Consider the following 22286-nt stretch of genomic DNA (forward strand, 5'->3'; position numbering starts at 1 on the left):
ATCAGCAACCGTCTGTCGGAACCTTGTGGCCGTGCCATACTCCAAGCCACCTCCGCCGGGATAGTCGACGCCTCACCATGCACAAAGGATTGAAACGCGCCGTCAGCGCCTTGCTGATCGTCATCGCTCTGTACAGCCTGCTCGGCTTCCTGATCATCCCCGGGGTCGCCCTGCGCGTGGTCAACCAGCAACTGGCCCAGTATGCGAAGGTTCCCGCCCGGCTCGAGCGCATCCAGCTCAACCCCTTCAGTCTCGAACTGACCCTCTGGGGCCTGCACATCGGCGAGGCGGACAAGGAACAGATCGGCTTCCAGCGCCTGCACGCCGACCTGCAGCTGGACAGCCTGTGGACCGGCGCCCTGCACCTGGCCGAGGTGGAGCTGGAGAAGTCCACCACCGAGGTGCTGTTCGCCAAGGACGGCACGCTCAACCTGGCCCAGCTGTTCCAGCTGCCGCCCAGCGAACCCAAGGCCGAAGAACCGGCCGGCGATCCCTTCCCCGTGCGCATCGATAGCGTCCGCCTGGTGGAAGGCGGCCTGCACTTCCAGGACCTGCGCCCCAGCGATGCCATCGAGTTCGTCTACGACTCGTTGAACCTCGAACTGAAGAACCTCAGCACCATCCGCGACGACAACACCGACATGGTGCTGGTCGCCACCGGCCCCCACGGCGGCAGCATCGACTGGCAGGGCAGCCTGAGCCTGGTGCCCTTCGTCTCCAAGGGCGAGCTCAAGGTCACCGAAGGCAACATGAAGGCCTTCTGGCCCTACGTGCGTGACGCCGTGCCCCTGGTATTGGAGAAAGGCACCATCAGCCTCGCCACCCAGTACCACCTGAGCCTGGCCAAAGGCACCGAACTGAAACTGGAACAGACCTCGATCAAGGTGGCGCCCTTCGCCATCAAGGCCCCGGACGGGCGCCCGCTGGTGAACCTGGAGAACCTGGAAGTCAGCGAAAGCTCGCTGGACCTGGCCAAGCAGCAGGTGGTGGTCGGCAAGATCCGCAGCCAGAACCTGGAGACCTGGGCCGCCCGCGAAGCCGATGGCCAGCTGGACTGGCAGAAGCTGTTCGCCAGCGAAGCCAAGGCCCCCGCCAAGAACGCCAAGGCCGAGCCGGCGAAGCAGGAAGCGAAAGCTCCCGAACAGGCCTCGGCGGTCCAACAGGCAGACGCCAAGGCGAAGCAGGACGAACCCGGCAAACCCTGGCAGGTGCTGCTGCGCGATACCCAGCTGCGCGGCTACAAGGTGCACCTGGCCGATCGCGTGCCGAAGAGCCCCGTGCAGATCGACGTCGGCCCGCTCAACCTCGACCTCAAGGACTTCGACAGCCTCGGCGAATCGCCCTTCCAGCTCGCCATCGACACCGCCCTCGGCAAGCAAGGCAAGCTCAAGGCCGAAGGCCAGGTACAGCTGAAGCCGACCACCGCCAAGCTGCAGGTGGAAACCCGCGACATCGACCTGCGCGTGGCCCAGGCCTACATGGAGCCCTTCGTGCGCCTGGAGCTGCGCAGCGGCATGCTCGACAGCAACCTCGACGTCGCCCTCACCGGCACCGAACCGCTGGCCCTGACCATCACCGGTCGTGCCCTGGTCAACCAGTTGCACACCCTGGATACGCTCAAGGAGCGCGACTTCGTCAAATGGCAGCAGTTGCTGGTGGAAGGCCTGGCCTACCGCCACGGCGATAGCCTGTCCATCGACAAGGTCGGCATCACCCAGCCCTATGCGCGCTTCATCATCAACGAAGACCTGACCACCAACGCCAGCGACCTGGTGATCAAGCAGCCCGTCGATCCGAACGCCAAGCCCGAGCCCGCCGGCAAACCGCTGGATATCCATGTCGGCGCAGTGAGCATCAGCAACGGATCGGCCAACTTCGCCGACTTCAGCCTCACCCCCAATTTCGCCACCGCCATCCAGCAGCTCAATGGCGAGATCGGCACCCTCGACACGCGCACCCGCACACCGGCCACGGTCAATATCAACGGCAAGGTCGACCGCTACGCGCCGGTCACCATCAAGGGCAGCCTGACCCCCTTCGACCCGCTGGAGTCCCTGGACATCGCCACCAGCTTCAAGCGCGTCGAGCTGACCACCCTCACGCCCTACTCCGGCAAGTTCGCCGGTTACCGCATCCGCAAGGGTCGCCTCAACCTCGACCTGCACTACCAGATCGAGAAGGGCCAGCTGAAGGCCCAGAACCGCCTGGTGCTGGAGCAGTTGCAACTGGGCGAGCAGGTCGAGAGCCCCGATGCAGTGGACCTGCCCATCAAGCTGGCGGTCGCACTGCTCAAAGACACCGAAGGCAAGATCGACATCGAGCTGCCGGTGGCCGGCAACCTCAAGGACCCGCAGTTCAGTGTCGCCCCCATCGTCTGGCAGACCCTGCGCAACCTGGTGCTGCGTGCGGCCCAGGCGCCCTTCAAGTTCGTCGCCGGGCTGGTGTCCGGCGGTGGCGACCAGGACCTCAGCAACGTGCCCTTCGCCGCCGGCAGCAGCGAGCTTTCCGCCGATGCGCAACGCGCCTTGGATACTCTCTCGGCCGCGCTCAAGGAGCGCCCGGCACTGCGCCTGGAAGTGGAAGGCATGAGCGCCAAGTCCAGCGACGGCCCGCTGCTGGCCGCCCAGCGCCTGGAGCGCGAGTACCAGAGCACCTACTACAAGATCGCCCAACGCCGTGGCGACAAGGTCCCCGCCGAGCCGGCCCAACTGGAAGTGCCGGACGACGAGAAGCCGCCGATGCTCGAAGGCATCTACCGCACCCGCCTCAAGCAGCAGCCGCCTGCCGAATGGAAGGACCTCAGCGACGAGGAACGCACGGCGAAGATGCGCGACGCGGTGATCGGCTCCTGGGCGCAGAGCGAGCTGCTGTTGCGCCAGCTGGCCCAGGCGCGCGCCGCCAACGTCAAGGATTACCTGGTGGACCGCGGCGGCCTGCAGGACGAGCGGGTCTACATGCTCGATGTCAGCCTTGGCGAAGCGGATGCGGACGGCAAGGTCGACACGCCCCTGCAACTGGGCAGCGAATAGCTGCCCAGCCCCCTGGAATTCCCCCTCTTTCCACCTGTCCAAACGGCTGTGTTGCACGAGTTTTCGTGCGGCACCCGGCCCTGCTGACAGCCGCGCCTCGGCGGCGTAGGCTGAAATCCCAAACTGAATGACGGAAGCATTCGTGAAGATCCTCCCCCTGCTCGCCCTGCCCCTGTTCCTGGCCGCCGCATCTGCCCAGGCCTCCTCCACGCTGCGCTGCGAAGGCGGTGGCCTGATCAGCCAGGACGACAGCACCTCACAGGTACAGCGCAAGTGCGGTGAGCCCGCCAGCCGTGCCAGCCTGGGCTACCGCGAGAAGGTCGATCGCTACGGCAACACCAGCGAAGTGCTGGTGGAAGAGTGGGTTTACGGGCCGCGCAACGGCATGTACCAGTACCTGCGCTTCGAAGGGAACAAGCTGATCAAGATCGAGAGCAAGCGTGGCGACTGACAGCCATGAATCGGCAGTGCTAGGCTCTGCCACCCATTTTTCCCGGACAGGACGCCCACCCATGAAAAGACTGCTTTCCCTGCTCGCGCTGCCGGCCCTGCTGCTGGCCCATGAAGCCTCCGCTGCCACCTTCCGCTGCGGCAGTGCGCTGGTCAGCGAGGGCGACCGCGCCGTCGAAGTGCAGCGCAAATGCGGCGACCCGGTCAGCCGCAACCTCATCGGCTACTCCGAAACCCGCAGTGGCCGCCAGGAGATGCAGGTGGAGGAATGGGTCTACGGGCCGGTCAACGGCATGTACTACTACCTGGACTTCACCGGTGGCCGCCTGACGTCGGTTGAAAGCAAACGCAACTGACCCACCCTGAACCCGATCCGCGACAAGGACGTCCCGCTTGATCATCCTCCCCGCCGAACACCCGCTGGACTGGAAACGACCGCCCGTCATCACCCTGTTGCTGGTGATCCTCAACACGCTTATCTACCTCGCCTACCAGGGCGGTGACGAAGCGCGCACGGACGCCGCCGTGCATCTCTACCTCGATGGCGGCCTGCTCAATCGTGAGCGGGCGCTGTTCATCGACAGCCTGGCCCAGCGCCACGAACTGGACGCCGACGAGCGCCGCGGCATCGACGCCGCGCGCCGCCAGGACCTGGCTGGCTACGTGCTGCGTGACCTCGAATTCGAAGACCAGCTGCACCGCTCCCCCGCCTACCAGGCCGACCCGGCCTGGCAGAAGGCGCGCGCCCCGGCCGAGGCCGCCCGCGACCAGATCAGCAGCTACCGCTTCGGCTTCGTGCCCAAGCGCTTTACCGTCGAAGGCCTGTTCGGGGCGATGTTCCTCCACGGCAGCTTCGATCACCTGCTGGGCAACATGATCTTCCTGTTCATCTGCGGCTTCGCCCTGGAGCGCGCGCTCGGGCGCGGCGCCTACCTGGCGCTGTACATCGCCAGCGGCCTGGCCTCGCACCTGCTCTGGTGGGCGCTGGACCCGGGCTGGGTACCCGGCATCGGCGCATCGGGCGCAGTGGCGGGCCTGATGGGCATGTACATCGGCGTCTACGGGCTGCGGCGGATCAACTTCTTCTACTGGCTCGGCCCGCTGATCGGCTACTTCAAGGCGCCGGCGCTGTGGATCCTGCCGATCTGGATGGGCAAGGAGCTCTACGGCCTGTTTCTGGCCAACGACCACGTCAACTACTACGCGCACCTCGGCGGCCTGGGCTTCGGCTTCATCGGCACCTGGCTGCCACGCCGCCTGGGCGGGTTGAAGGTGGATGAGCAATACCTGGCCAAGGAAGACCCGGACGCGCCCTTCAAGCGCGAACTGGCGGCACTGGACCAGCTCATCGGCCGCTTCGCCCTGGACCAGGTCCCTGCCCGTGGGCAGGACCTGCTCACCCGCTACCCGGGACGGCTGGAACTGCTCGAACGCCTTTACCCGGTTGCCAGGACCCGCAACGACGCGCCGCTGATGAGCGCGGTGCTCAAGCAGCTCTTCGCCCTGCCCGACCCAAAGCTCGCCCGCACCCTGCTGTGCCGCCTGGCCGATGACGCCGGCGATGCGCAGTACCGCCTCCTGCAGCACCCGGCCATCCAGCTGCACCTGCTGCAGGGCCTGCTGAAGATCGGCGAAGGCCCGAGGGCTCTGGCACCATGGCGCGTGCTCGGCCGTGCGGCCACGCCGCCGGCTCAGTTGCCCGGCCTCACCCTGATGCTCGCCAAGCAACTGGGCCAACGTCAGGACCTGCGCGGTGTCGCCGAACTGGGCGCCTACCTGCGCAAGGCGTTTCCCGACGCCGAGCAAACCCACCAGTTGGGGCTGTACCAGCAGCACCTGGCGCGCTGATCCGCCCGGGTTTCTGCCGGTGAACCTGTACGGCAGCGCCCCTGCAGAACACCCACAACGAAAAACCCCGGGTGGCGGCCCGGGGTTTTTCGTGAATCCTGTGGATCAGAGCTTGCTGCTGAAATCGCGCAGCTCGTCCTGGGCCTTTTCCTTGGTCCAGCCATAGCGCTCCTGCAACTTGCCGACCAAGTATTCGCTGTGACCCTCGGCCACGTCGATATCGTCGTCGGTCAGATTGCCCCAGCGCTCCTTGAGTCGGCCGCTGAGCTGTTTCCATTTGCCTTTGATGATGTCGGAATTCATGGCGTTCTCCTTAGGGGTGGCACGCCGGGCCGCCCGGGTACGGGCGGCCGGCTGCGAGGGTTACTCGGCGGATTTCAGGCCGTCGGCCGATACCGCGGTAACACCCTTGATGGATTTGGCGGTGGTCACTGCCAGGTCACGCTCGGCATCACTGGCGACGACACCGGAGAGCGAGACGACGCCCTTGTTGGTTTCGACCTTGATGTCCAGGGCGCTGAGATTCTTGTCGGCCAGGAAGCTGGATTTCACTTTGCTGGTGATCCAGGTATCGGAAACGGCCTCTTCAGCCTTGTTCACGGTTTCGCTGGCAGCCAGCATGGTCGGTTGCGCCGCGAAGGCGGTGCCGGCCAGGGGCAGGCTCAGGGCGGTGGCAGCTACAGCGGCAAGGGTCCACTTGTTGAAAGACTGTTTCATGAGTTGTTCTCCTGTGCTCTTAGATAATCTGCAGCGTTGTCCTAATCTGCAGTCACTGTAGATATCGCAAGGCCTGTGCCAAGCTTTGAAGGAAAATTAAACTCAATAAAATCAGTTACTTACAATTAAATCGTACCGCTTACCTGCTTGCAGATTGCAATTTCCAGCCAAGCGGCACGTGCACTTTGCACGATCGAGGCCGTCAGGGCGTCGCCAGCCGTTCGAGGGTCGCTTCCAAAGCCCTCACATCCTCGAGCAGGGGGGAAGCTGGGTAGCGCGCGCGGATATAGCCCAGCAACTTGCGCGCAGGCTCGACCTGCCCCAGGCCCTCGGCGAAGCCGCGCGCGGCCAGCAGGTAGGCGCGCGGGATGAAGGGATAGTCGGGGAAGCGTTGGTGCAGGTTGCGTAGCAGGCTGAGGCCCTCGCGCACCTTGTGCCGGTCGATCAGTGCCGCGGCAATGCGTTCGCAGACCTGGGCATCGCTCGGCAGGTAGTCCGCCTGCAACTGCCGGGCGTTGAGCAGCGCCGTGGCCCCCAGCGGCGCATTCAGGCGCGCGGCCAGGGGCAGGTAGTGTTCGAGATGGCGCAGGCAGCGCGAGCGCTCATTGAGGCCGAACAGCAACTGGTGGAAACGCTCATTGAGCTTGAGGTCGTCAGGGTCACGCTGCAGGGCCTGGGTCAGGGTTTCCAGGGCCGTGCCGCTCTGGCCTTCCTTGATACGCACCTCGGCCTCGGCCAGGGCACGACGACGGCGCCACTCGGCAGCGGGAAGGCCTTCCTGGGCGCCCTCCTCGGCGATGGCGAAGCCCAGGGCACCCTGATATTGGAAGACGGCGTAGCCCATCATGGCGCACATCACCACGCCGAAATAACCGAACAGGAAGGCGGCGATGGGCAGCAGCACCACGCGCGGCAGGCCGTGGGAGAGCAGGTAGGTGACGTAGTCCGGCGACTGCCAGAGGGCGAAAAGGAAGATGCAGAGGATGAGGTAACGCCAGCCCATGGCCTTGATCACCTCCCCCAGCTGCTCGGGGCTCAGCGCCGCTCCCAGCTCCTTGTTCAGGGCCAGGCGGATGATGCTCGCCGGCATCAGCAGCATCAGGCCGATGTTCACCGCCCAGAACAGTGCCTCGCTGTGGAAGTCGGCGGCGAGCCAGAGCACGCCGAAGGCGACGAGGAACACCACCAGTTGCTTGATGAACAGCGAGAAGCCCTCGCCGACGAAGGCCGTGGCCAGGCCGGGAGCCTCGCGCCCGCCTTCGCTGGCCGCCTCGATGACGCTGTGGAAGTACTTGGTGGCGACGCTGAACAGGACGATCCAGAGGATCAGCGAACGCGGCATGAACAGGCTGGCCAGGGCCAATAGCCCGGCGAAGGCCAAGGGGCCGGTCTGCAGGCCAAAGAGGAAGAACTGGGGGATGCGCTCCCAGAAGGGCTGCGCGGTATTGGCCGCGCCAAGGAAATGCAGCGGCGCCCGGCACAACGGGCAGGTGGGCGACTCGTTGGGCTCGTCGGCGTTGAGCGGAATGCAGCAGTCGCCGAAATGACGCTCGCAAGGCGGGCAATGCCAGGTGGCGGGTTGGCTCTGGTGGTACTTGCAGTAGGTCTTGTCCATGACCCGGTTTCCTTGGGCTGATTCTGGCGGCGCGCCATTTTCCGGGAAAAAAAAGAGGGCCCGCAAGGGGCCCTCTCTCATTAGCCTTGACCGGGGATCAAACGCCCGAAGCCTCAGCTGCATCCACGTCTTTCATGGACAGCTTGATGCGGCCGCGGTTGTCCACGTCCAGCACCAGTACCTTCACTTCCTGGCCTTCCTGCAGGACGTCGGTGACCTTGTCGATGCGCTTGTCGCTGATCTGCGAGATGTGCACCAGGCCGTCTTTGCCCGGGAGGATGTTGACGAAGGCGCCGAAGTCGACGATGCGCTCGACCTTGCCCACGTAGACCTTGCCGATCTCGGCTTCTGCGGTGATGCCCAGTACGCGCTGACGCGCAGCCTCGGCAGCTTCCTTGGTTTCGCCGAAGATCTTCACGCTGCCATCGTCTTCGATGTCGATGGAGGCCTTGGTCTCTTCGCAGATGGAGCGGATGGTGGCGCCGCCCTTGCCGATGACGTCACGGATCTTGTCGGTGTCGATCTTCATCGCGATCATGGTCGGAGCGTTGGCCGACAGCTCGGTACGGGACTGACCGATGATCTGGTTCATCTGACCGAGGATGTTCAGGCGTGCTTCCAGTGCCTGCTCCAGGGCGATCTCCATGATCTCTTCGGTGATGCCGTTGATCTTGATGTCCATCTGCAGCGCGGTTACGCCTTTGGCGGTACCGGCTACCTTGAAGTCCATGTCGCCCAGGTGGTCTTCGTCACCGAGGATGTCGGTCAGAACGGCGAACTTGTCACCTTCCTTGACCAGACCCATGGCGATACCAGCGACCGGTGCCTTCATCGGCACGCCAGCGTCCATCAGGGCCAGGGAGGCGCCGCAGACGGAAGCCATGGAGCTGGAGCCGTTGGACTCGGTGATTTCCGACACTACACGGATGGTGTAGGGGAACTCATCGCTCTTCGGCAGCATGGCGGAAACGCCACGACGGGCCAGGCGACCGTGGCCGATCTCGCGACGGCCGGCGCTGCCCATACGGCCGCACTCGCCCACCGAGAAGGGCGGGAAGTTGTAGTGCAGCATGAAGCCGTCTTTGCGCTCGCCTTCCAGGGTGTCCAGCAGCTGGGCATCACGGGCGGTACCGAGGGTGGCAACGACCAGAGCCTGGGTTTCGCCACGGGTGAACAGGGCGGAACCGTGGGTCTTGTCGAGCACGCCGACTTCGATCTTCAGCGGACGTACGGTGCGGGTGTCGCGGCCGTCGATACGCGGTTTGCCGTTGACGATGTTCTCGCGCACGGTGCGGTATTCCAGGAGGCCGAAGGCGTCCTTGACTTCACCGGCCGGGAATTGACCGGCTTCTTCGCCAGCGAAGCGGGCGACGACCTGGTCACGCAGCTCGCCGAGGCGGTTGTAGCGGTCTTGCTTGATGGTGATGGTGTAGGCCTGGGAGATGGCCTCGCCGAACTCGGCCTTGATGGCGCCGAGCAGAGCGGTGTTCTCGACCGGAGCGGTCCAGTTCCAGGTCGGCTTGCCGGCTTCGGCAGCGAATTCCTTGACGGCGTTGATCACGGCCTGGAATTCCTGGTGGGCGAACAACACGCCACCGAGCATCTGGTCTTCGGTCAGTTCCTGGGCTTCGGACTCAACCATCAGCACGGCGTCCTGGGTACCGGCAACGACCATGTCCAGGCTGGAAGCCTTGAGCTGCTCGTAGTTCGGGTTCAGCAGGTAGCCAGTGCTCTCGTGGTAGGCCACGCGAGCGGCACCGATCGGGCCGGCGAAGGGAATGCCGGAGATGGCCAGGGCAGCGGAAGTACCGATCATCGCGGCGACGTCCGGATCGGTCTTCTTGTTGGTGGAGACCACGGTGCAGATGACCTGCACTTCGTTGAGGAAACCTTCCGGGAACAGCGGGCGGATCGGACGGTCGATCAGGCGCGAGGTCAGGGTCTCTTTCTCGGAAGGACGGCCTTCACGCTTGAAGAAACCACCGGGGATGCGGCCGGCTGCGTAGGTTTTTTCCTGGTAGTGGACGGACAGCGGGAAGAAGCCCTTGCCCGGGTCGGCTTGCTTGGCGCCGACCACGGTCACCAGTACGGTGACGTCTTGGTCCATGGTGACCAGAACGGCACCGGAAGCTTGACGGGCGATACGGCCAGTCTCGAGGGTTACGGTCGACTGACCGAACTGGAATTTCTTGATTACCGGGTTCACGGTGTCTTTACCTTCTGTAGTTGCCTTTGGGGGAAATCTGCGGAAGGCACGGGAATCGGCCCGTCGTCTTCCTCAAAAAGCCTGAAGCTGGAAGCCCGAGGCTGGAGCAAGAACGATGCCTTGCTGCCAACCCCCGACTTCCAGCTTCCAGCTTGAGTGCGTCTTAGCGACGCAGACCCAGACGACCGATCAGGGTGCTGTAACGAGTGGTGTCCTTACCCTTCAGGTAGTCCAGCAGCTTGCGGCGCTGGTTGACCATGCGGATCAGACCACGACGGGAGTGGTGGTCTTTGCCGTTGGCCTTGAAGTGATCCTGCAGCTTGTTGATGTTGGCGGTCAGCAGTGCAACTTGCACTTCCGGAGAACCGGTGTCGCCTTCAGCTTGCTTGTACTCGTTAACGATCTGGGCTTTCTCAGTAACGCTCAGTGCCATGATGGGCTTCCTCTGAGGTAATAGGCCGGGAACCTGTCCCGTGTTTTAAAAGGAGGAGTGACCGTGCCTATTAACAGCCACCCTCGAATCGGTCATTCCGACCGAATCAGTCGACGCGGCGCTACGCGCCCGTCATCGCTCACTTCACCGATACCGATGAAGCGACCGTTGTGATCCTGCACCCGCAGCATGCCGAACTTCGGCGCTTCGGGAGCCCTTACCGGTTGGCCATGCAACCAGTAGTAGGCACTGTGTTCGCTCAACTGGATCAGGGGCCAATGTTCCAGGCCGCTGTCTTCCGGCAACAGGAACTGGTCCAGCGCCTCGTTGCCACCTTCGGCATGGGCCTTTTCCAGCGCTTCCAGGGTGATCGCCTGGGCCAGGACGAAGGGGCCTGCCTGAGTGCGGCGCAGTTCCGCCACGTGAGCCCCGCAACCCAGCACCTGCCCGAGGTCTTCGACCAGCGTGCGAATGTAGGTGCCTTTGCTGCAGGCCACGGCGAGCCTCGCCTGGGCGGACTCGAAGGCCAGCAATTCCAGGCGCGCAATAGTAACAGAACGCGCTTCGCGCTCCACTACCTCGCCCGCACGCGCCAGCTTGTACAGCGGCTGCCCGTCTTTCTTCAGGGCCGAGTACATGGGCGGTATCTGCTTGATTTCGCCACGGAAGTCGTCGAGACGCGCTTCGATATCGGCACGACCGACGGTCACCTCACGGCGCTCGAGAATCTCGCCCTCGGCATCGCCCGTGGTGGTGGTGACGCCCAGCTGCGCCAGGGTCTCGTAGCCCTTGTCGGCATCCAGCAGGTACTGGGAGAACTTGGTCGCCTCGCCGAAGCACAGCGGCAGCACGCCGGTGGCCAGGGGATCGAGGCTGCCGGTGTGGCCGGCCTTCTCGGCGTTGAGCAACCAGCGCACCTTCTGCAGGGCCTGGTTGGAGCTCATGCCGCGAGGCTTGTCGAGGATCAGAATGCCGCTGACGTTGCGGCGGATGCGTTTCACCTGGGCCACGGTTATTCCTCGCCGTCGTCCTGGTGCTTGCGATCCTCGGCCACGGCGCGCTCGATCAGCGCCGACAGCTCGACACCACGACGGATGCTGGCGTCGTAGTTGAAGTGCAACTGCGGCACGGTGCGCAGCTTCATCGCGCGGCCCAGCTGCATGCGCAGGAACCCGGCGGCATCGTTGAGGATGGCGGTGTTCTGCTTGATGACTTCGGGGTTGTCGTCCTGACCCATCACGGTGATGAACACCTTGGCGTGGGACAGGTCACGGGCCACGTCGCAGCCGGTGATGGTGACCAGGCCAAGACGCGGATCTTTGATTTCACGTTGGATCAGCGAGGCCAGCTCACGCTGCATCTGATCCCCGATACGTTGGGTACGGCTGTATTCTTTTGCCATTTCCTGCTACCTGCACTCTCCCCCGGGGCCAGAAACCACAGGGTTCAAAAGCGGCAAACGCCCGGCCGAGCGGAAGCTGGACCGGGCGTTGCGTATTGCAGCTCGCGCTTAGAGGCTGCGAGCCACTTGGACCTTCTCGAACACTTCGATCTTGTCGCCGACCTTGACGTCGTTGTAGCTCTTCACGCCGATACCGCACTCCATGCCGGCACGCACCTCGGACACGTCGTCCTTGAAGCGGCGCAGGGATTCCAGTTCGCCTTCGAAGATCACCACGTCGTCACGCAGTACGCGGATCGGACGGTTACGGTGGACCATGCCCTCGGTAACCATGCAGCCTGCGACCGCGCCGAACTTCGGCGAGCGGAACACGTCGCGCACTTCGGCGATACCCAGGATGTTCTCCCGGACGTCGCTGCCGAGCATGCCGGACAGTGCTTTCTTAACGTCTTCGATGATGTCGTAGATGATGTTGTAGTAGCGCAGGTCCAGACCTTCCTGCTCGACGATCTTCCGGGCGCCCGCATCGGCACGCACGTTGAAGCCGAACAGTACGGCGTTGGAGGCCAGCGCCAGGTTGGCGTCGCTCTCGGTGATACCACCGACGCCGCCACCGACCACACGCACCTGGACTTCGTCGTTGCCAAGATCCGCCAGCGCGCCCTGCAGGGCCTCCAGCGAACCACGAACGTCGGACTTGAGGACGATATTGAGCGTCTTCTTCTCGTCCTGGCCCATGTTCTCGAAGATGTTTTCCAGCTTGCCGGCATGCGCGCGGGCCAGCTTGACCTCGCGGAACTTGCCTTGACGGAACAGGGCCACTTCACGGGCCTTCTTCTCGTCGCCGATCACGGTCAGCTCGTCACCCGCATCCGGGGTGCCGTCCAGGCCGAGGATCTCGACCGGGATCGAGGGGCCGGCTTCCTTGATCGGCTTGCCGTTCTCGTCGAGCATGGCACGGACGCGACCGAAGTTGACGCCGCAGAGAACCATGTCGCCTTGGCGCAGGGTACCGTCCTGAACCAGAACGGTAGCCACCGGGCCACGGCCCTTGTCCAGGCGGGACTCGACCACGACACCACGGCCAGGGGCCGACGGGGTGGCTTTGAGTTCCAGGACTTCAGCCTGCAGCAGTACGGCTTCCAGCAGTTCGTCGACACCGGTACCGACTTTCGCCGAGACGGGTACGAACTGGGTGTCGCCGCCCCACTCTTCCGGGATCACGTCGCGACCGGCGAGGTCGTTCTTGATGCGGTCGAGGTCAGCTTCGGGCTTGTCGATCTTGTTCACCGCGACCACGATCGGCACGCCAGCCGCTTTCGCGTGCTGTACGGCTTCTTCGGTCTGCGGCATCACGCCGTCGTCCGCTGCCACCACGAGGATGACGATGTCGGTCGCCTTGGCACCACGGGCACGCATTGCGGTGAACGCAGCGTGGCCGGGGGTGTCGAGGAAGGTGACCATGCCGCGGTCGGTTTCGACGTGGTAGGCGCCGATGTGCTGGGTGATGCCGCCGGCTTCGCCAGCAGCCACCTTGGCACGACGGATGTAGTCGAGCAGCGAGGTTTTACCGTGGTCGACGTGGCCCATGACGGTCACGACCGGCGCGCGGTGAATGGCTTCACCTTCGAACTTCAGGGATTCGGCCAGTTGTTCTTCCAGCGCGTTCTCGCTGACGAGCTTGACCTTGTGGCCGAACTCTTCCGCGATCAGCTGGCCAGTTTCCTGGTCCAGTACCTGGTTGATGGTCACCGGGGTGCCCATCTTGAACATGAACTTGACGATCTCTGCGCCCTTGACGGCCATCTGAGCAGCCAGTTCGGCCACGGTGATGGTCTCGCCGATATTCACATCACGCACAATCGGTCCTGTCGGGCTCTGGAACCCGTGCTGGTTGCGCTTCTTGAGCTTGGATTTGCCACGACCACCACGACGGTAGCCATCGCTTTCCTCGTCGGTGCTGCGAGGTGCCACGCGCGGGGCGGGAACCTTTTCCTTCTCTTTGACCGAAGGACGGTGCTGCGTGTGCTTGCGATCGCGGCGCTCGTCTTCGTCGCGGGCCTTTTCAGGGCGACGCGGCTCTTCCTTCTTGCGATCATCGGCGCCAGCAGGAGCGGCGGCGGCGTTCGCAGCGGCAGCCGGTGCGGCAGCTTCGCCGACAGCAGCGGCAGCAGGCGCGCCGGCTTCACCACCGCGAGCGGCTTCGAGAGCACGGGCGTCGGCTTGGCGACGGGCCTCTTCCTCGGAGCGGCGCTTGGCCTCTTCCTCGGTCTTCAGGCGTGCAGCTTCTTCGGCAGCGCGCTGCTCTTCGAGCTCGCGCTTCTTCTCGGCCTCGATCTCGTCGGGGCTGCGCTTCACGTAAGTCTTCTTCTTACGTACTTCAACACTGATGGTCTTGCTACCGGCAACTCTCAGCGTAGTGGTGGTCTTGCGCTGCAAGGTGATCTTGCGGGGCTCTTCCAGCCGCTCGCCGTGACTGCCCTTGAGATGCGCCAGCAGCGCTTGTTTCTCATTGTCAGTCACAACTTGTTCGGCGCTGGTGTGCGGCAACCCTGCCTCACGCATCTGCAACAGCAGGCGTTCCACCGGTGTGTCGACCACTTGGGCCAGTTCTTTCACCGTGACTTGCGTCATGCACTTCTCTCCTCAGGCCGCGACTGCTTACTCGAACCAATGGGCTCGGGCGGCCATGATCAGCTTGCCGGCACGCTCTTCGTCCATGCCGTCGATGTCGAGCAGGTCGTCGATAGACTGCTCGGCCAGGTCTTCGCGGTTGACTACGCCACGTACTGCCAGCTCAACAGCCAGCTCTTTGTCCATGCCTTCGAGAGCAAGCAGGTCGTCCGCCGGCTGAGCGTCAGCCAGTTTTTCTTCAGTGGCGATAGCCTTGGTCAACAGGCGATCCTTGGCGCGGGCACGCAGCTCGTTGACGATGTCTTCGTCGAAGCCGTCGATGCTCAGCATCTCTTCCATCGGTACGTAGGCGATCTCTTCGAGGCTGGTGAAGCCTTCCTCGACCAGTACCTGGGCCAGCTCTTCATCGACTTCCAGCTCGTCGACGAAGGCCTGCATGATGTCGCCGGTCTCAGCCTGCTGCTTGGCCTGGATGTCGGCCTCGGTCATCACGTTCAGGGTCCAGCCGGTCAGCTGGCTCGCCAGGCGCACGTTCTGACCGCCACGGCCGATGGCCTGGGCCAGGTTGTCTTCGCCTACGGCGATGTCCATGGCATGGGCATCTTCGTCGACGATGATCGCGGCCACTTCGGCCGGAGCCATGGCGTTGATCACGAACTGAGCGGGGTTGTCATCCCACAGGACGATGTCGACACGCTCGCCACCCAGCTCGCCGGAGACGGCCTGGACGCGCGAACCGCGCATGCCGATGCAGGCGCCTTGCGGGTCGATACGTTTGTCCTTGGAGCGAACGGCGATCTTGGCGCGGGAACCCGGGTCACGGGAGGCGGCCATCACTTCGATCAGCTCTTCGGCGATTTCCGGCACTTCGATGCGGAACAGCTCGATCAGCATCTGCGGCGCAGTGCGCGACAGGATCAGCTGAGGGCCACGGTTCTCGGTGCGGATTTCTTTCAGCAGCGCACGAACACGAGCGCCTACGCGGAAGGTCTCACGGGAGATGATGTCTTCGCGGGCCAGCAACGCCTCGGCGTTGTTACCCAGGTCGACGATCACGTTATCGCGGGTGACCTTCTTAACGGTGCCGGAAATGATGTCGCCCAGCTTCTCGCGATAGGCTTCGACCACTTGGGCACGCTCGGCTTCGCGAACCTTCTGCACGATCACCTGCTTGGCGGTCTGTGCAGCGATGCGGCCGAACTCGATGGATTCGATCTTTTCTTCGACGAAATCACCGACCTTGGCACCCGGTTGTTTTTCCTGGGCTTCTTCGACGGTCAGTTCGGCCGCCGGGTTTACCTGATCGTCTTCTTCGACGACCGCCCAGCGACGGTAGGTGTCATAGCTACCGGTGTGGCGATTGATCTCCACACGCAGCTCGACTTCTTCTTCGAAGCGTTTCTTGGTAGCAGTGGCCAGTGCCAGCTCCAGTGCTTCGAAGATCACGCCAGCCGGTACGCCTTTTTCGTTGGATACCGACTCAACAACCAGCAGTACTTCTTTGCTCATCGTACGCCTCGCCTTTCGCAATCCATTGGATCCGCGGGATCCGCGTCTCAGTCAAAACGGGGAATGATGTTGGCCTTGTCGATCAGATCGATCGGCAGCAGGTACTCGTGATCCTCAACAAGAACCACCACATCCTGTTCCTCCACCCCGCGGAGGAGCCCCTGGAAATTGCGTCGCCCATCGTAGGGAGAGCGCAACTTGATCTTCACCAGTTCGCCAGCGTGCGCCGCGAACTGCTCAAGAGTGAACAGCGGTCGATCCATGCCGGGCGAAGACACCTCGAGGGTGTACTCACTGGCGATGGGATCTTCCACGTCGAGAACACCACTGACCTGACGACTGACTTTCTCGCAGTCGTCGACCTGGATGCCATTCTCATGATCGATGTATACCCGCAGCAGCGAATGCCGCCCTTGGGACAGGAACTCGACACCCCAGCATTGATAGCCAAGGGCCTCGACTACCGGGGCCAGCAAGGCCTGCAACTGTTCTAGCTTGCTCGACACCTGATTGCCCTCGCATGCTGTGCAAATAAAAAATGGGCGAAACGCCCATCCATTCGAACCAGTCGGCCAAAAGCCGTTGGTTAACTGTCCAGCTAGCAAAAAGCCCCTAAAAAGGGGCTCCGCTACTACTGGTTGCGGGGGTTGGATTTGAACCAACGACCTTCGGGTTATGAGCCCGACGAGCTACCAAGCTGCTCCACCCCGCGTCAAAGCTGGGGCGGAAGTATACGGCCTACGCGCCTTAACGGTCAACCGAACACTCCGCCAGCAAAAAAGCCCGCATGCAGCGGGCTTTCTTGCATTGTATGGTACCGAGGAGGGGACTCGAACCCCTACAGCCTATGGCCACTACCACCTCAAGGTAGCGTGTCTACCAATTCCACCACCTCGGCAAAACTTGCCTTTTTACTTCTGCTCTGGAGCCTGAGGTATATCACCTGCGCTTTCAGCAGGCTTTTGCTCTTCGAGCACCGGCACATCGTCAGCTGCCGGCTTTTGCTGCTGAACCTCGAGAACGGCCGGATCCGGCAGACCTACGTGACTCAGAGCTTCAGCCTTTTCTTTAGCGAAGAACGCTAAGCCCAGGCTGGTTATGAAAAAAACCGCGGCGAGTATACCAGTAACTCGACTCAGAAAGGTAGCAGAACCTTGACTACCGAAAACGGTACCCGAAGCTCCAGCACCGAACGAGGCGCCAGCATCCGCACCCTTACCTTGCTGCAGCAGCACCAGAGCAACGACACCAAGGGCGCCGAGCAGGTGAACCACGATAACGACAGTTTCCAGCATCTCGTCAGCTTCCTGCGGCGCGACAGATCGCACCGAACTCATCCGCATTCAGGGAGGCGCCACCAACAAGCCCCCCGTCGATATCCGGCATGCCGAACAACTCGGCCGCACTGGCGGCCTTGACGCTGCCGCCATAAAGAATCCTTACACCGCGCGCCACCTCGGCATTTTCCGCCGCCAGTTGCGCCCGTATTGCAGCATGCACTTCTTGTGCTTGCTGCGGAGTTGCCGTGAGCCCTGTACCGATAGCCCAGACCGGCTCGTATGCGATCACTGCTTTCGCGAATGCTCCCACACCAAGCTCTTCGATCACACTACCGAGCTGACGCCCGACAACTTCAAGAGTCTTGCCCGCTTCACGCTGCTCTTGGGTCTCACCGACGCAGAGCACCGGAACAAGACCACAAGACTGAGCCGCAGCGAACTTGCGACTAACCACTTCGTCACGCTCACCAAGAATCAGGCGGCGCTCGGAATGACCAACGAGAACCAGGGTGCAACCGGCATCAGCCAGCTGACTCGCAGCAACCTCACCCGTGAGCGCACCCTGAACGGGTTCGACTGCACAGTTCTGCGCACCGACGGCAATCGACTTGCCATCCAGGCCTTGCATCACCTGATTGATGTACAGACAGGGCGGGAATACCGCGACTTCGACGCCAGCATTCAATGCCAACTGACGAAGCCCTTTGATCAGCTCTGCGACGCTGGCGCGGGTACCGTGCATTTTCCAGTTACCAGCTACCAGGGGGCGACGCATGCTTTACCTCGTCGATCAAAGTGGGCGCAGATGTTACCCAAGGTTTTTTGAAGTAGCAAGAGAAATCAAGCACATACCTCGGTTACGACTTTAACCAGCTCTTCCGCGTAGCCACGGACCTGGTTTTCATCATCACCCTCGACCATCACGCGGACCAGCGGCTCGGTACCGGACTTGCGCAGCAGCACACGCCCACGCCCCGCCATCTTCTCGGTGACACGAGCGCAGGCATCTTTCACCGCCGGGTGCTCGACCGGATCGATATCACCACCAGCGAAGCGCACGTTCAGCAGCACCTGCGGGCATTTGCGCATCCCCTGACGAGCCTCCGCCAGCGACTGGCCACGACGCTGAAGCGCCAGCAGCACCTGAAGCGCGGCAATCAGGGCGTCCCCTGTCGTGGTGAAATGACTGCAGAGGATATGCCCCGAATTCTCGCCGCCCAGACTCCAGCCGCGCTCCTGCATGTCCGCGATGACATAGCGATCGCCGACCTTGGCCCGCGTGAAGGGCACACCCAGCTCACCCAGGGCCAGCTCGAGCCCGAGGTTGCTCATCAGAGTTCCAACCACACCGCCACCCTGGAGCTTGCCTCGCTCATGCAAGTCACGAGCGATGATGAACAGCAGCTCGTCGCCATCTACAACGGCGCCGGTATGGTCGACCATCAGCACGCGGTCGCCATCGCCATCGAAGGCAATGCCGATATCGGCATGGTGGGCCACCACTTCGGCCTGCAGCGACTCCATGTGCGTCGAGCCGCATTTGTCGTTGATGTTCAGGCCGTTCGGCTGGGCAGCCAGTACCGAGACATTGCCGCCGAGCTCGCGAAAGACGCTGGGAGCGACCTTGTAGGTAGCGCCATGCGCGCAGTCCACAACGATCTTGAGGCCGGCCAGGTCGGTGCTCATGGGCACCGTACTCTTGCAGAACTCGATGTAGCGGCCGGCAGCATCGTTGATACGCGAAACCTTGCCGAGATTGGCCGACTCGACCACCACCATGGGCTGGTCGAGCAGCTCTTCGATCATCAGCTCAACTTCGTCAGAGAGCTTCACACCCTGCCCGGAGAAGAACTTGATGCCGTTGTCGTTATGCGGGTTGTGCGAGGCGCTGATAACAATCCCCGCCTCAGCCAGGAAGGTGCGGGTCAGGTAGGCGATAGCCGGAGTCGGCATCGGCCCCAGCAGCATCACGTCTGCACCAGCAGCGGAAAGACCAGCCTCCAGGGCCGATTCGAACATGTACCCGGAAATACGGGTGTCCTTGCCCACCAGGATGCGGCACTTGCCTTGCTTGCGGAACGCCATGCCCGCCGCCCAGCCAAGCTTGAGCATGAAATCAGGGGTGATGGGGAACTGGCCAACGTGGCCACGAATACCATCGGTGCCGAAATACTTTCTGCTCATGAATGCTCCGTGTTTCTTATTCCGCCGAACTTACCGCGGCGATCATACGTACGACATCGACAGTCTCGACCACATCATGCACCCGCAGGATGCATGCACCCTTGGCCACCGCCAGGGCGGCCAGGGCCAGACTGCCGTAAAGCCGCTGGTCGACATCTCGACCCAGCGCCTGCCCAACCATGCTCTTGCGCGAAACGCCGACGAGCAGGGGGCGCCCGAGCCTCAGCAACTCTTCGAGGTGCTTGAACAGGCTCAGGTTGTGTTCAAAGGTTTTGGCGAAGCCGAAACCCGGGTCCAGCACGATGCGCTCAGCAGGGATGCCCACCGCCGCACAGGCCGCCATGCGCGCAGCAAGGAACTCACCCACCTCGCCGATCACATCACGATACTGAGGATTCTGCTGCATGGTGCCCGGCTCGCCCAACATGTGCATGAGGCAGATCGGCAGGCCGGTATCGGCCGCCGCATCCAGCGCCCCATCACGCTGCAGCGAACGCACATCGTTGATCAGGCCAGCGCCAAGCCGCGCGCCCTCGCGCATGACTGCAGGCGTGGAGGTATCCAGGGAAACCACCACGTCCAGCTCGCGGGATATCGCCTCCACCACGGGGGCGACACGCTCCAGCTCCTCGGACGGTGATACCGCCCGCGCGCCCGGCCGAGTCGACTCGCCACCCACATCGATGAGCGTAGCACCGGCCGCCACCATCTCGGCAGCGTGGCGCAGCGCCGCATCGCGCTGGCTGAAGCGCCCGCCGTCGGAGAAGGAATCAGGGGTGACATTGAGAATGCCCATCACGTGCGGGCGGCTCAAATCAAGAACCCGGCTGCCGCAAGGCAACCGGGTCAGGTACTGCGTGGAGCTCATCTAGGAACCTTAGTGTTCGCCAGCAGGGCCGCCGATCGGGTTCTCCGGACGCGGCGCTTCCTCACGGGGAGCAGGCTTGCCGGAGGAGGCACCCGGGCCACCCTCCCAATCCTTGGGCTCACGAGCCGGACGGCCCGCCATGATGTCGTCGATCTGCTCGGCATCGATGGTTTCGAACTTCATCAACGCCTCGGCCATCATGTCCAGCTTGTCGCGGTTCTCCACGAGAATCTGCTTCGCCGTGGCGTAGCAGTGGTCGATGATGCTGCGCACTTCCTGGTCGATCAGTTGCGCGGTCTGCGCCGACACACTGGAGTGCTGGCCACCCGCGCTACGGCCGAGGAAAACTTCACCCTCTTCTTCCGCATACATAAGCGGGCCGAGTTTCTCGGACAGGCCCCACTTGGTCACCATGTTCTTGGCGATCTGGGTGGCGCGCATGATGTCGTTGGAGGCACCCGTGGTCACACCGTCGAAGCCCAAGGTCATCTCCTCGGCGATACGACCGCCGAACAGCGAGCAGACCTGGCTGATCAGTGCACGCTTGGAGAGGCTGTAGCGATCCTCCTCCGGGAGGAACATGGTCACACCCAGGGCACGACCGCGCGGGATGATGGAAACCTTGTAGACCGGGTCATGCTCGGGAACCACACGCCCGACGATGGCATGGCCAGCCTCGTGGTAAGCAGTGTTGAGCTTCTCTTTCTCGGACATGACCATGGATTTGCGCTCGGCGCCCATCATGATCTTGTCCTTGGCCAGCTCGAATTCCTTCATCTCGACGATGCGCTTGTTGACGCGCGCAGCGAAAAGCGAGGCCTCGTTGACCAGGTTGGCCAGGTCAGCGCCGGAGAAACCGGGAGTACCACGAGCGATTACACCAGCGTCGACGTCATCGCCCATCGGCACCTTGCGCATGTGCACTTTGAGAATCTGCTCGCGACCACGGATGTCCGGCAGGCCGACCACCACCTGACGGTCGAAACGGCCCGGGCGCAGCAGCGCCGGGTCCAGGACGTCCGGGCGGTTGGTCGCGGCGATCACGATGATGCCGTCGTTCATCTCAAAGCCGTCCATCTCTACCAGCAACTGGTTGAGGGTCTGCTCGCGTTCGTCATGACCGCCACCCAGGCCAGCACCACGATGACGACCGACTGCGTCGATCTCGTCGATGAAGATGATGCAGGGAGCATGCTTCTTGGCCTGGTCGAACATGTCGCGGACACGGGATGCACCCACGCCGACGAACATCTCGACGAAGTCGGAACCGGAGATGGTGAAGAACGGCACCTTGGCTTCACCCGCAATGGCCTTGGCCAGCAGGGTCTTACCGGTACCGGGCGGGCCGACCATCAGCACGCCGCGGGGGATACGGCCACCCAGGCGCTGGAACTTGCCCGGGTCACGCAGGAACTCGACCAACTCGCCCACTTCTTCCTTGGCTTCGTCGCAGCCAGCGACGTCGGCCAGGGTGGTTTTCACCTGGTCTTCCGAGAGCAGGCGCGCCTTGCTCTTGCCGAAGCTCATGGGGCCGCCGCGGCCGCCTGAACCGCCCTGCATCTGCCGCATGAAGAACATGAATACCGCAATGATCACCAGGATCGGGAAGCTGGCAACGAGCAACTGGGTCCAGATGCTCTGCTGCTCGGGCTGCTTGCCTTCGATGATCACGTTGTTGTCGATCAGGTCGCCGATCAGCCCGCCATCCTGGATGGCCGGACGAATGGTCTTGAAGGAGTCGCCGTCATTCCGCTTACCGGTAATGACGAAGCCGTCGACCGTGACACGCTCGACCTTGCCTTCCTTCACCTGACCGATGAAGTCGGAATAGTTCAGCGTCTGCGGTTCGCTCGGGCTGGAGAAGTTGTTCATCACCGTGACCAGCACGGCGGCGATGATCAGCCACAGGATGAGATTCTTTGCCATATCGTTCAATTAGCTACCCTCTGGAGCAGATCCCGTCCTGGGACGCGCCCCGCATGACGGCTGGTTATCAACCGGCCTAACTTACTATACAACCCCCACCCCTGGCAGGCGCCGTCTGTAACCCTTTATGAAGCCATGGCGCTCGTCACACACCCGAGCCCGTGCATTGAGACCGAAAAACAGGC

Annotated in this window: 19 protein-coding genes and 2 tRNA genes; 4 read left to right on the forward strand and 17 right to left on the reverse strand. The window is 62.9% G+C overall.

The window, feature by feature from the left end; translation table 11 throughout:
• The first annotated feature begins 77 nt into the window (after nucleotides 1–77).
• The 4 genes from RTW82_RS05835 (at nucleotide 78) to RTW82_RS05850 (ending at nucleotide 5327) form a co-directional block, all read left to right on the forward strand.
• Complete coding sequence (locus tag RTW82_RS05835; RefSeq protein WP_316924522.1) at nucleotides 78–3029, forward strand: DUF748 domain-containing protein; 2952 nt, start codon at nucleotides 78–80, stop codon at nucleotides 3027–3029.
• Between the two features lie 127 nt (nucleotides 3030–3156).
• Complete coding sequence (locus RTW82_RS05840) at nucleotides 3157–3480, forward strand: DUF2845 domain-containing protein (protein WP_031287191.1); 324 nt, start codon at nucleotides 3157–3159, stop codon at nucleotides 3478–3480.
• A gap of 61 nt (nucleotides 3481–3541) precedes the next feature.
• Nucleotides 3542–3835 carry a DUF2845 domain-containing protein gene (locus RTW82_RS05845; RefSeq protein WP_316924523.1) on the forward strand — a complete coding sequence of 98 codons (294 nt, stop codon included), beginning with the start codon at nucleotides 3542–3544 and terminating at the stop codon, nucleotides 3833–3835.
• A gap of 37 nt (nucleotides 3836–3872) precedes the next feature.
• Complete coding sequence (locus RTW82_RS05850) at nucleotides 3873–5327, forward strand: rhomboid family intramembrane serine protease (protein ID WP_316924524.1); 1455 nt, start codon at nucleotides 3873–3875, stop codon at nucleotides 5325–5327.
• Nucleotides 5328–5432: 105 nt separating this feature from the next.
• Here the strand turns inward: RTW82_RS05850 and RTW82_RS05855 are convergent, their stop codons facing one another.
• The 17 genes from RTW82_RS05855 to ftsH all read right to left on the reverse strand — a co-directional run bounded on the left by RTW82_RS05855 (nucleotide 5433) and on the right by ftsH (nucleotide 22101).
• Nucleotides 5433–5630 (reverse strand): CsbD family protein, encoded by a 198-nt coding sequence (locus tag RTW82_RS05855; protein WP_021217892.1) that lies wholly within the window; start codon nucleotides 5628–5630, stop codon nucleotides 5433–5435.
• Between the two features lie 60 nt (nucleotides 5631–5690).
• The gene (locus tag RTW82_RS05860) at nucleotides 5691–6044 is read right to left on the reverse strand and encodes a BON domain-containing protein (protein ID WP_021217893.1); all 354 of its coding nucleotides are present in this window, start codon (nucleotides 6042–6044) and stop codon (nucleotides 5691–5693) included.
• A gap of 202 nt (nucleotides 6045–6246) precedes the next feature.
• Nucleotides 6247–7659, reverse strand: a complete 1413-nt coding sequence (locus RTW82_RS05865; protein WP_316924525.1) for a hypothetical protein — start codon at nucleotides 7657–7659, stop codon at nucleotides 6247–6249.
• A gap of 97 nt (nucleotides 7660–7756) precedes the next feature.
• Nucleotides 7757–9865 carry a polyribonucleotide nucleotidyltransferase gene (gene pnp / locus RTW82_RS05870; protein WP_021217895.1) on the reverse strand — a complete coding sequence of 703 codons (2109 nt, stop codon included), beginning with the start codon at nucleotides 9863–9865 and terminating at the stop codon, nucleotides 7757–7759.
• A gap of 163 nt (nucleotides 9866–10028) precedes the next feature.
• Nucleotides 10029–10298 (reverse strand): 30S ribosomal protein S15, encoded by a 270-nt coding sequence (rpsO, locus tag RTW82_RS05875; RefSeq protein WP_021217896.1) that lies wholly within the window; start codon nucleotides 10296–10298, stop codon nucleotides 10029–10031.
• Nucleotides 10299–10390: 92 nt separating this feature from the next.
• Nucleotides 10391–11308, reverse strand: a complete 918-nt coding sequence (gene truB, locus RTW82_RS05880) for a tRNA pseudouridine(55) synthase TruB (RefSeq protein WP_021217897.1) — start codon at nucleotides 11306–11308, stop codon at nucleotides 10391–10393.
• Nucleotides 11309–11310: 2 nt separating this feature from the next.
• A complete protein-coding gene (gene rbfA, locus RTW82_RS05885; protein WP_031287192.1) occupies nucleotides 11311–11700 on the reverse strand; it encodes a 30S ribosome-binding factor RbfA in 390 nt (129 codons plus the stop codon).
• A 108-nt stretch (nucleotides 11701–11808) separates the two neighbouring features.
• Nucleotides 11809–14334 (reverse strand): translation initiation factor IF-2, encoded by a 2526-nt coding sequence (gene infB / locus RTW82_RS05890; RefSeq protein ID WP_043245240.1) that lies wholly within the window; start codon nucleotides 14332–14334, stop codon nucleotides 11809–11811.
• Nucleotides 14335–14361: 27 nt separating this feature from the next.
• Nucleotides 14362–15843: a transcription termination factor NusA gene (nusA, locus tag RTW82_RS05895; protein ID WP_021217900.1), complete on the reverse strand. Its 1482-nt coding sequence runs from the start codon at nucleotides 15841–15843 to the stop codon at nucleotides 14362–14364.
• A 47-nt stretch (nucleotides 15844–15890) separates the two neighbouring features.
• Nucleotides 15891–16349: a ribosome maturation factor RimP gene (gene rimP, locus RTW82_RS05900; RefSeq protein ID WP_021217901.1), complete on the reverse strand. Its 459-nt coding sequence runs from the start codon at nucleotides 16347–16349 to the stop codon at nucleotides 15891–15893.
• A gap of 129 nt (nucleotides 16350–16478) precedes the next feature.
• A tRNA-Met gene (locus RTW82_RS05905) sits at nucleotides 16479–16555 on the reverse strand.
• Nucleotides 16556–16655: 100 nt separating this feature from the next.
• A tRNA-Leu gene (locus RTW82_RS05910) sits at nucleotides 16656–16741 on the reverse strand.
• Nucleotides 16742–16754: 13 nt separating this feature from the next.
• Nucleotides 16755–17138 (reverse strand): preprotein translocase subunit SecG, encoded by a 384-nt coding sequence (gene secG / locus RTW82_RS05915; protein ID WP_316924526.1) that lies wholly within the window; start codon nucleotides 17136–17138, stop codon nucleotides 16755–16757.
• Nucleotides 17139–17142: 4 nt separating this feature from the next.
• Complete coding sequence (gene tpiA, locus RTW82_RS05920) at nucleotides 17143–17898, reverse strand: triose-phosphate isomerase (protein WP_263401484.1); 756 nt, start codon at nucleotides 17896–17898, stop codon at nucleotides 17143–17145.
• Nucleotides 17899–17963: 65 nt separating this feature from the next.
• The gene (glmM, locus tag RTW82_RS05925; RefSeq protein ID WP_316924527.1) at nucleotides 17964–19307 is read right to left on the reverse strand and encodes a phosphoglucosamine mutase; all 1344 of its coding nucleotides are present in this window, start codon (nucleotides 19305–19307) and stop codon (nucleotides 17964–17966) included.
• A 16-nt stretch (nucleotides 19308–19323) separates the two neighbouring features.
• On the reverse strand, nucleotides 19324–20175 hold the full coding sequence (folP, locus tag RTW82_RS05930; protein ID WP_316924528.1) for a dihydropteroate synthase: 852 nt from the start codon (nucleotides 20173–20175) through the stop codon (nucleotides 19324–19326).
• 9 nt (nucleotides 20176–20184) lie between these two features.
• Complete coding sequence (gene ftsH, locus RTW82_RS05935; RefSeq protein ID WP_021222234.1) at nucleotides 20185–22101, reverse strand: ATP-dependent zinc metalloprotease FtsH; 1917 nt, start codon at nucleotides 22099–22101, stop codon at nucleotides 20185–20187.
• Between the last annotated feature and the right edge of the window lie 185 nt (nucleotides 22102–22286).

It is taken from the genome of Pseudomonas sp. zfem005 (genome assembly GCF_032621735.1).
Taxonomy (GTDB): domain Bacteria; phylum Pseudomonadota; class Gammaproteobacteria; order Pseudomonadales; family Pseudomonadaceae; genus Metapseudomonas; species Metapseudomonas solani.

What these genes read in the sequence shown, in the direction of transcription:
- RTW82_RS05835 (WP_316924522.1), top strand. Translation starts at nt 78, where the DNA reads ATGCACAAAGGATTGAAACGCGCCGTCAGCGCCTTGCTGATCGTCATC.
- glmM (WP_316924527.1), bottom strand. Translation starts at nt 19,307, where the DNA reads ATGAGCAGAAAGTATTTCGGCACCGATGGTATTCGTGGCCACGTTGGC.
- RTW82_RS05840 (WP_031287191.1), top strand. Translation starts at nt 3,157, where the DNA reads ATGACGGAAGCATTCGTGAAGATCCTCCCCCTGCTCGCCCTGCCCCTG.
- infB (WP_043245240.1), bottom strand. Translation starts at nt 14,334, where the DNA reads ATGACGCAAGTCACGGTGAAAGAACTGGCCCAAGTGGTCGACACACCG.
- secG (WP_316924526.1), bottom strand. Translation starts at nt 17,138, where the DNA reads ATGCTGGAAACTGTCGTTATCGTGGTTCACCTGCTCGGCGCCCTTGGT.
- ftsH (WP_021222234.1), bottom strand. Translation starts at nt 22,101, where the DNA reads ATGGCAAAGAATCTCATCCTGTGGCTGATCATCGCCGCCGTGCTGGTC.
- rpsO (WP_021217896.1), bottom strand. Translation starts at nt 10,298, where the DNA reads ATGGCACTGAGCGTTACTGAGAAAGCCCAGATCGTTAACGAGTACAAG.
- folP (WP_316924528.1), bottom strand. Translation starts at nt 20,175, where the DNA reads ATGAGCTCCACGCAGTACCTGACCCGGTTGCCTTGCGGCAGCCGGGTT.
- RTW82_RS05855 (WP_021217892.1), bottom strand. Translation starts at nt 5,630, where the DNA reads ATGAATTCCGACATCATCAAAGGCAAATGGAAACAGCTCAGCGGCCGA.
- RTW82_RS05860 (WP_021217893.1), bottom strand. Translation starts at nt 6,044, where the DNA reads ATGAAACAGTCTTTCAACAAGTGGACCCTTGCCGCTGTAGCTGCCACC.
- nusA (WP_021217900.1), bottom strand. Translation starts at nt 15,843, where the DNA reads ATGAGCAAAGAAGTACTGCTGGTTGTTGAGTCGGTATCCAACGAAAAA.
- RTW82_RS05865 (WP_316924525.1), bottom strand. Translation starts at nt 7,659, where the DNA reads ATGGACAAGACCTACTGCAAGTACCACCAGAGCCAACCCGCCACCTGG.
- RTW82_RS05845 (WP_316924523.1), top strand. Translation starts at nt 3,542, where the DNA reads ATGAAAAGACTGCTTTCCCTGCTCGCGCTGCCGGCCCTGCTGCTGGCC.
- rbfA (WP_031287192.1), bottom strand. Translation starts at nt 11,700, where the DNA reads ATGGCAAAAGAATACAGCCGTACCCAACGTATCGGGGATCAGATGCAG.
- tpiA (WP_263401484.1), bottom strand. Translation starts at nt 17,898, where the DNA reads ATGCGTCGCCCCCTGGTAGCTGGTAACTGGAAAATGCACGGTACCCGC.